Raw genomic sequence first — 7,060 nt, forward strand, 5'->3', positions numbered from 1 at the left:
TAAAGTCTGTGCTTAAATTCGATGCAAAGTTAAAGTCTATACGTTAAAAAGATAGCCTTAGTGTGATTTTTGTTAAAATTAGAGAGTCTAGAATCAAGACAGCTTGGAGTATCTAGACTTCAGGCTTCATACTTTGAGCTTGTAACTTCCAATATCTCTCCCATTGGAGAATTAAGGGGGCTTTCCAGATTGGCGGTACTGACCTTAGTGCTCATATCCTTTTCTATCAAAGCGTAGTGCAGATATGTCGGACATTTTTCATGTCAGACATTGGGTTTTTTCTGGAGATAATGCATGCATGGAGATAAATGTCCGACATTTTCAATGTCTGACATGAGCATCGGTACACTTTTGGGAGTGCCTGCGATTTTTCGTACCTAAGAAATTTTAAGTTAATTATTAAAGTATAAAAATGATTAGAACATTTTGTCTATTGTCAACTTTATATCTGTTAGCACTAGATCTGTGGCCCTAACATAATTTCCCCCTTGGGGATAAAGGGGCTCCTTTAAACTTCTAACTCCAACCCTTCATTCTTTCCAATATTTTCCATAATTTCAGCCAACTTCAACTCATAACCAGGCAAGAATGGCTATACTTTTTATTGATATAGAAACCGTCCCCCAAGCGGAGAATTACATTGATTTATCTGAAAAGGAACAATTATTATGGCAACACAAAGCCTCTTTTCTTAGCAAAAATGAAGAAACAGCCGAAGAGATTTACCCACGAGCAGGAATATATGCCGAATTTGGTAAAATAGTTGTGGTTTCATTAGGTTGGATGTTTGGAAATGAGGGGAATAGAAAGCTCAGAGTGACCACTTTAGCGGATGAAGATGAAGCAAAACTCCTCAATGATCTCATTCAAATTCTGCAAAAAGTAGAGGAGACGAATTCAGTTATTTGCGGTCATAACATCAAAGAGTTTGATATTCCGTATATTTGCAGGCGGATATTGGTGAATGGTTTAAAACTTCCTTCGGTATTGGACGTTTCATCCATGAAGCCTTGGCAAACTCCTTATATGGATACTTTGGAAATGTGGAAATTCGGAGACCGAAAGCATTATACCAAATTAGATTTGCTGGCACATATATTTGATTTACCTACCAGTAAAGACGATATTGACGGAAGTCAGGTATATGAAGTCTATTATAAAGAAGGTGATTTAAAAAGAATTGCCGAATATTGTGAAAAAGATGTAGTGCTCACTTGCCAATTGTACCTAAAAATGAATGGTCAACCCATCTTGCAAGAAGAGCAAATCATCAAAGTTAAGGATGAATGATTTATTGATTTCTTCATATAATCTTAATGACATTCTTTTCAAAACATTATAATTTTAAACATGAGTAAAAAAAGAAATAAAAAAGGCGTAAAAAAGCCTAAAAGAATAATTAAAAGCATACCCGAACTAAAACAAGAAGTTCAACAAATTTTAGATTTTAACCTTGGAAAATCCTTTACGGTCAGAAATATTGCCAAAGCAATTGGAAGCAATACGGCTGAAGCAAAACGCTTGATTGATAAAGTTTTGATGGAATTGCTAAACGAAGGTAAAATCGACAAAGCATCCAGAGCAACTTACGTTTCTTCCAGAGAGCCTGAATACATCATAGGAAAAGTTGATAATGTCAATCCTAGAATAGCTTATATAATTTCGGAAGACCGAGAGGATGATATTATTATAAAATCCGATAAGCTAAAAGGTGCTTTTCATCATGATATAGTGAAAGTTATTGTCACTAAGAAAAATAAAGACGGAAGGGAAGAAGGAAAAGTAGTTGAGATTCTGGAGAGAGCTAAAACGCAATTTGTCGGACGAATTGATAAATCCGTCCGCTATGCTTTCATGATTCCTGACAGTCGATATATCCATACTGATTTTTTCATTAATAATGATAAATTGGGTGGTGCTGAGCATCAGGATAAAGTGATAGCAGAAATCACAAGCTGGGGAGATTTAGATCGAAAGCCCGAAGCTAAAGTAATTCGAGTTTTAGGGAAAGCCGGGGAGAATGAAGCAGAAATCCATTCCATTATGGCTGAATTCGAATTGCCAATGGAATTTCCTGAAGCAGTTATTAAAGAATCTGAAAAGATAAGCGACAAATTGCCTGATAAGGAAATTGCTAAAAGAAGGGATATGCGTGATACTACTACCTTCACCATTGACCCTGAAGATGCAAAGGATTTTGATGATGCTATATCTTTCAAAAAATTGGAAAATGGTCATTATGAAATAGGAATCCATATTGCAGATGTAACCTATTACGTGCAGCCTGGTACTTTGCTGGAAGAAGAGGCATATCATAGAGCAACTTCTGTTTATTTGGTTGATAGAACTATTCCGATGTTGCCGGAAAGGCTTTCAAATGGACTCTGTTCACTTAGACCGAATGAAGATAAATTTACTTTCTCAGCAGTTTTTGAACTTGATAATAATGGAACTATTCATAATGAATGGTTTGGTAGAACGGTTACGCATTCCGATAGGAGATTTGCTTACGAAGAAGCTCAGGCTGTTTTAGAAGCTGGGATGGGTGACCATACAGAAGAATTGACTACGCTTAATTCAATAGCCAAAAAACTAAAAGAAACTCGTTTTAAACATGGAGCCATTGCTTTTGAATCGGTTGAAGTAAAATTCAAGCTAGATGAAAATGGTAAACCACTAGGGGTTATTCCAAAGGTTAGACAGGATGCACATAAATTGGTGGAGGAATATATGTTATTGGCCAACAGGAAAGTGGCTGAATTTATTGCAACCAAGAAAAAAGGCGATCAAAAGCTAACTTTCGTATATCGTCAGCATGACTATCCAGATCCAGAAAAGCTGAGTACATTCTCCATTTTTGCTAAAAGATTTGGCCATGATTTAGAAGTAGAAGAAAAAGAAGTAGCTAAATCTTTGAATAGTTTAATGAATGATATTCAAGGAAAGCCTGAGCAGAACGTTCTGGAAAGCTTAGCTATTCGTTCTATGGCCAAGGCAAAATATACTACTAAGAGCTCATTTCACTTTGGGTTAGCATTTCAATATTATACTCACTTTACTTCTCCAATCAGACGTTATCCTGATGTGATGGTGCACAGATTATTGCAGCATTATTTGGAACAAGGAAAGTCAGTAAATGCAGAAGAGTACGAATCTAAATGTTTGCATTCTTCAGAAATGGAGAAAAGGGCTTCAGATGCGGAAAGAGCTTCTATTAAGTACAAACAAGTTGAATTCATGGCCTCTGTTGAGGATAAAGCATTTGATGGTCTGGTAACAGGCGTTACCGAATGGGGTATTTTTGTGGAAATCATAGAAACCAAATGTGAAGGCATGGTGCGCTTAGTTGATATGACTGATGATTATTATGAATTTGATGAAAAGAATTACAGAATCATAGGTCGCAATAATAAGCGGATGATTACACTAGGTGACCCTGTAACGGTAAGAGTGAAAGCTACTGATATTGATAAAAGAACTATCGATTTAGAGTTTTGTGAGAAGGAAGAGGCTTAAGTAATCAGGGATTAAGGATATCAATTTTTTAATTGAGAATTAAGTAAAATAAATGTGCTCAAGTTATTCTATTTGACACATTTATTTTACTGCTTTGGAGAATCTTTAAAAGCTATAATAAATTAAGGAACTTAAATTTAAGTTAACTTAGCTTTACTTATTTTTTTAGATTATTTTCCAATGCCTCCATTATTTCCTCAGCACTCGCTCTTTTTTTATAATCCCTGTCGAACTGTCTCCAGACCACTTTGCCATTTTGGTCAATAATAAAAGTAGCCGGTACTGGAATGCGTTTTGAATTGTCTGAATGTGCATTTTCTAAATCAGCTTCAAGACGTGTATTATAAAGCTCAATCAGTTGCTCTTTTGGTACAAATGCCACATCGAAATCTTCACTGATTTTATAATCTTCATCATAAAGTAAAGTAAAATCCGCCCCTGTTAGAGATTTCGTTTTTTGAAGATTTTCCTGCTTTTCAGGCGAAACCGCTATCACTTTAGCACCTTTGCTTTTTATTAAATCTAAATTTTCCTGCAGCTGACTCAGATGGTGATTACAAACCGGACACCACTGTCCACGATAGAATAATAATACGACAGGCCCTTCTTTCAAGGCAGTTTTTAAATTGAATGTATCTCCTTCAGCATCCATAGCCGTAAAGTTTTGAACTTTTTCACCTATAGCTTTTCCATATACTTCTTCTATGGTTTTGTGTTGTGCTTGTAATGAGAAAACACCTAAGAAACAAAATAGGATTAATAGGAAGTTGTATTTTATATTTTTCATTTTAATTTTTGATTTATGATTGAAACCTGTCAGGTTTTTACTTGCCATCAAATGTATAATTGGAATATATAATAGGTTCTTTGAATTTAAACCTGGCAGGTTTAAAAGTGCTACCATTTTATTTCTTTCAACTTTATCTGTACTCCGGATTAGGATGGTCTTTATCCGTTCTTGCTTCCCATGCCTTTGCTTGGTTCCCGTAAGCAGGAATTCCATTTTGGTCTTGCAACATTTTAGCCATATGCATCAAATTCCAGGTCATGAAAGTGGTGTTTTTGTTCGTGAAATCATTTTCTGGCCCACCACTGCCTTTATCCATATAAGATGCGCCAGGGCCTGCTTCGCCTATCCATCCTGCATCTGCTTGTGGAGGGATTACATAGCCCAAATGCTGCAAACCATATAAAGTACTCATGGCCACATGTTTAATTCCATCTTCATTTCCTGTTACCAAACAGCCGCCTACTCTTCCGTAATAAGCATATTGTCCTTGCTCGTTGGTTTCTCCTGAAAAACCGTAAAGTCTTTCAATCACTTGAGTAGCAACAGAGGATTTTTCTCCTAACCAAATTGGAGTGCCGATAACTAAAATATTGGCTTCCATTACCTTTTTTTGAATAGCTGGCCAATCGTCATGAGCCCAGCCATGCTCTTTCATATCAGGATAAACCCCAAAAGCAATCTTATGGTCAACAGCTCTGATGATATCCACATGGATTCCATTTTCCTCCATAATTTCTGCAGACATGCTTATCAATCCGGAAGTATGAGATTTTTCTGGTGATTTCTTTAAAGTACAATTGATAAAAACCGCTTTTAGTCCGCTGAAATCAGTTTTATTTTCTTTATTGAGTTTCGATTGGTAATTGCTAAGTTTCATTGTTTAGGATTTTAAGTTCTAATGAAAAGAATTTTCACCTTAAAAAATGTTTGTAAGATGACAGTTGTACTAATTTTAACTCCAACAATCAATACTAAGTTGTGGGAATAATAAATGTGAATTTTAGTTTTGTGACTTTAATTGGATTTATAATTACTAGAATTAACCTTATACATTGACATGCAACGATTAAGTTTCTTATTTGATGCATTTTTTGCTACGAATAATTTCGTTTGCAACAAATAGTTGTATATTCGATGCAAATATTGCGTTGAATAATGAATTATATACATCAATTAGAAGATTGGCCAAATTTTAAATGGAACACTGAGGAGTTTTTAGGACTACTAACTGAAGCTAGAAATTTGCAGGGAAGGTTGTTTGGAAAAATGGATTCTCTTGGATTCGAATTGAGAAATGAAGCTTTTCTTGATACTATTACATTAGATGTTTTAAAATCTTCTGAAATTGAAGGAGAGTTTCTGAATGAAGAGCAAGTTCGGTCTTCAGTTGCACGGAAATTAGGGATTGAATTTGCGGGGACAGTAGCGTCTGATAGAAATGTGGATGGTGTAGTGGAGATGCTCCTTGATGCTACACAAAAATATTATCAACCTTTAAGTGCAGATAGATTATTTGATTGGAATGCTGCATTATTCCCAACTGGTAGGAGTGGGATTCGGAAAATAACGGTAGCAGATTGGAGAAAGGATACAACTGGTCCTATGCAAGTGGTGTCAGGATTAATGGGGAGAGAGAAAATTCATTTTCAAGCACCTTCCGCAATCCATGTTGAAAAGGAAATGAATAGTTTCCTAGATTGGTTCAATAACAGTGACGAAAGTGATTTGGTCTTGAAAGCTGCTATTGCTCATTTATGGTTTGTTACTATTCACCCCTTTGAAGATGGGAATGGTAGAATGGCAAGAGCACTAACAGATATGTTGTTGGCTCAATCTGATAAAAGCGAGCAACGATTTTATAGTATGTCTGCCCAGACTCGAGTAGAGAGAAAAGGATATTATGAAATCCTTGAAAAAACCCAAAAAGGTAATTTAGATATAACAGATTGGATAGTATGGTTTTTGAAATGTTTGATAAATGCCCTGAAATCAACTGAGGATATATTAAGCGAAATTCTATATAAGTCTGATTTTTGGAAAGCAAATGCAGACAAGAAACTAAATGACAGACAGAAAAAATTACTTAATAAAATATTAGATGGATTTGAAGGCAAGTTGACTTCAGCAAAATGGGCTGAAATTGCAAAGTGCTCAAAGGATTCTGCTATCAGGGATATAAATGACCTAATTGATAAAAACATATTGGAACAAGAAGAATCAGGAGGAAGAAGCACAAGTTATAGACTCAGAAAGTCTTGAATCTTGATTCCAGCACCTAATGTTCAAAATGAAAATTTCTAAAAGCATGATAATATTCATTACCTTCTAGCGGTTTAAATAAATAACCACTAGGCTGCAAAACTTTGTTTATGAATCCATTTATATTTATCTCTTTTTATTTATGCTCAGCTTGTTTTGCTTACTCCCAGACAAATAGCGAGGAAAACAAAAGCTATAACCTTAGTGCCAAATTGGGAATTGGAATAACAAAATTTGCTGTGACAGGATTTGAAACAGAAGATTATCCAGCAATGGCAACTCGCTTAGGATTTGCAATTTCAAAAGCTGTTATTGGAAATAGGATTCTAGTTGAATCTGGATTGAACGTTTATTTTAGAGCAAAAAGTAAATCGCCAATGGTAGATGAAATATACTGGTACGGAAAAGGAGCCCCACTTCCACTTTTAGATGAAACAGCGACTGAACGCCATGTGGCAATTGAAATGCCAATTACTGTACGGTACTGTTAAGAGA

The 7,060-nt window shown here is 35.5% G+C and carries 6 protein-coding genes; 4 read left to right on the forward strand and 2 right to left on the reverse strand.

From position 1 onward, the window contains the following. The first annotated feature begins 588 nt into the window (after window positions 1-588). Together Q0L29_RS03275 and rnr are read left to right on the forward strand one after the other, a co-directional pair. Entirely contained in the window at window positions 589-1,290 is a 702-nt protein-coding gene (locus Q0L29_RS03275; protein ID WP_296619050.1) for a 3'-5' exonuclease, read from the forward strand. Window positions 1,291-1,350: 60 nt separating this feature from the next. Continuing rightward, window positions 1,351-3,516, forward strand: coding sequence for a ribonuclease R (gene rnr / locus Q0L29_RS03280; RefSeq protein WP_296619052.1), 2,166 nt, complete (start codon window positions 1,351-1,353; stop codon window positions 3,514-3,516). Between the two features lie 157 nt (window positions 3,517-3,673). Here the strand turns inward: rnr and Q0L29_RS03285 are convergent, their stop codons facing one another. Both Q0L29_RS03285 and Q0L29_RS03290 read right to left on the reverse strand, forming a co-directional pair. Continuing rightward, window positions 3,674-4,303: a peroxiredoxin-like family protein gene (locus tag Q0L29_RS03285; RefSeq protein ID WP_296619054.1), complete on the reverse strand. Its 630-nt coding sequence runs from the start codon at window positions 4,301-4,303 to the stop codon at window positions 3,674-3,676. 133 nt (window positions 4,304-4,436) lie between these two features. Beyond that, window positions 4,437-5,183, reverse strand: a complete 747-nt coding sequence (locus Q0L29_RS03290) for a flavodoxin family protein (protein WP_296619055.1) — start codon at window positions 5,181-5,183, stop codon at window positions 4,437-4,439. A gap of 278 nt (window positions 5,184-5,461) precedes the next feature. Here Q0L29_RS03290 and Q0L29_RS03295 point away from each other — a divergent pair, with 278 nt between their 5' ends. Both Q0L29_RS03295 and Q0L29_RS03300 read left to right on the forward strand, forming a co-directional pair. Then, window positions 5,462-6,565: a Fic family protein gene (locus Q0L29_RS03295; RefSeq protein WP_367275745.1), complete on the forward strand. Its 1,104-nt coding sequence runs from the start codon at window positions 5,462-5,464 to the stop codon at window positions 6,563-6,565. A 110-nt stretch (window positions 6,566-6,675) separates the two neighbouring features. Next, window positions 6,676-7,056, forward strand: coding sequence for a hypothetical protein (locus tag Q0L29_RS03300; protein WP_296619057.1), 381 nt, complete (start codon window positions 6,676-6,678; stop codon window positions 7,054-7,056). Window positions 7,057-7,060: the final 4 nt, after the last annotated feature.

The organism is Marivirga sp. (genome assembly GCF_024636815.1).
Classification (GTDB): domain Bacteria; phylum Bacteroidota; class Bacteroidia; order Cytophagales; family Cyclobacteriaceae; genus Marivirga.